The following is a 1528-nucleotide window of genomic DNA, read 5'->3' as shown; positions in this document are numbered from 1 at the left end:
CCCGCCTCGATCATCGATCCGCGGCGGTTTTGGCGATTGATCAGTACGGCGTGATCAGGCGTGATCGCACGAATCACCTCAGTCCAGCTCACCTCAGCTGGATTGCGCTGGGCAATGGTGCTGCCGATGGCTTCGAGAACGACATCGCCGGAATGCAACACCGTGCTCTGGTCACGGTGGTAGAGGGCCATCGAGCCGAAAGCCCGTTCCACAATCATTTGGCCCAGACGAACGTTGCTGGCCTTAAGGGCAATATCCGTGACGCGGTGAACAGCCATCCCTGGCGACACTTCCATCCAGAGGCAGGCATCGCCGGGAATTGGAAGAAATCCCTGACTCACCGTTCCCATGTAGGCCGCCAGTTGCGGCTGAAGCGAGTCGATAAAAACGTATGTACGCAGCTCGATGGACTGAACATGGCTGTTTTGACGCAACAACCGCGGCGATTCTGAGTCGGTTGTGACCACGCAACTTGCACCGGCAGCAGAAATCTTCTGCACCTCTGTTCCAGTGACGAGCGAGCTACCACCAAGCCGCCGCTCCCGTTCCTCGAAGCTGGCGAATCGGGTCATCGCGAGAGTGTAACGGACGATTTATTACCCAAACCGGCCGTCAATGGTTCGACCCTGCGGTCTTGCGTGTTGGAACCCAAGCGATACCGTCCAATTAATCGATCCTTTGACCAATGGCGACCGCGGATCAAACCCCTACCAATGCCCTTGAGATCAATGCCGATCAAGCCCTAGGCATGGTGAGCTTCGGCTTGATGCAACGCTTGGCGCAAGATGGGCAAGTTGACTTGCCTTGGCTCGAAACGGGCGTCAACAGCACCACAGAACGAGCCCGTCAACTGCGTCAACGGCTCGAGCTGACAGCCCTGGCCATCGATACTGGTGCCCCATTAACGACAGCGGAAGTGACGATGTTGCTGGGAGCACGACCCGGCACAGAACGGGTGGAACGCGGCGGGCTGGTCGCTCGCCGCGTGAGTCGCAATGTTTGGAATTTGAGTCGGCTTAACAACACAGGGCGTTCGGAGAATGAGCGTTATGACGGCTTTCGGCGCCGGCTCTGATCAACACACTGACGTCGCGCCTAGATTTCACGATGATGGGCAACATCAATCTCACCCAAACAAATTGATTTGGGTGAGATTTTTTATGCACAAATTCATACCCACTTTGCGGATAGCACTAATCGGCAAACACTCGCCATCCGATTTCCATCGCCAAATCTCTCGACCCCTTTACATCAAGATTTCAGCACTAGAGTGATCAAAATTACAAAATCAATGAACCACAAATTCAAAGCGTCCTCGCCTTGAAACCATGATATCACAGGAGATTTTGATCTAGAACTCAACGACTGTAATCAGTGATTGATCATCAAAAAGAATTTATTTTTTAATCCGACATGCGCCAAGAGTAAAGCTTAAAAAGATCTTAGCCCATCAATAAATCGAGACAAACTCCACTCTCTACACAACACTATTACAACAAGAACGACGACAATGCCCATAGGCCGGAAA

Annotated in this window: 2 protein-coding genes; one reads left to right on the top strand and one right to left on the bottom strand. The window is 52.7% G+C overall.

Annotation, left to right across the window (positions count from 1 at the left end; genetic code table 11):
• On the bottom strand, positions 1–572 hold a 572-nt coding region (locus tag WH5701_RS00350; protein ID WP_037979094.1), incomplete at its 3' end, for a microcompartment protein.
• Positions 573–685: 113 nt separating this feature from the next.
• On the opposite strand from WH5701_RS00350, the gene WH5701_RS16155 reads away from it, so the two are divergent.
• Positions 686–1075, top strand: a complete 390-nt coding sequence (locus tag WH5701_RS16155) for a hypothetical protein (RefSeq protein ID WP_006169802.1) — start codon at positions 686–688, stop codon at positions 1073–1075.
• The last annotated feature ends 453 nt before the right edge of the window (positions 1076–1528 follow it).

Source organism: Synechococcus sp. WH 5701, assembly GCF_000153045.1.
GTDB classification, from domain to species: Bacteria; Cyanobacteriota; Cyanobacteriia; order PCC-6307; family Cyanobiaceae; genus Regnicoccus_A; species Regnicoccus_A antarcticus.
This window is presented reverse-complemented; position numbering and strand designations above follow the sequence as displayed.

What these genes read in the sequence shown, in the direction of transcription:
- WH5701_RS16155 (WP_006169802.1), top strand. Translation starts at nt 686, where the DNA reads ATGGCGACCGCGGATCAAACCCCTACCAATGCCCTTGAGATCAATGCC.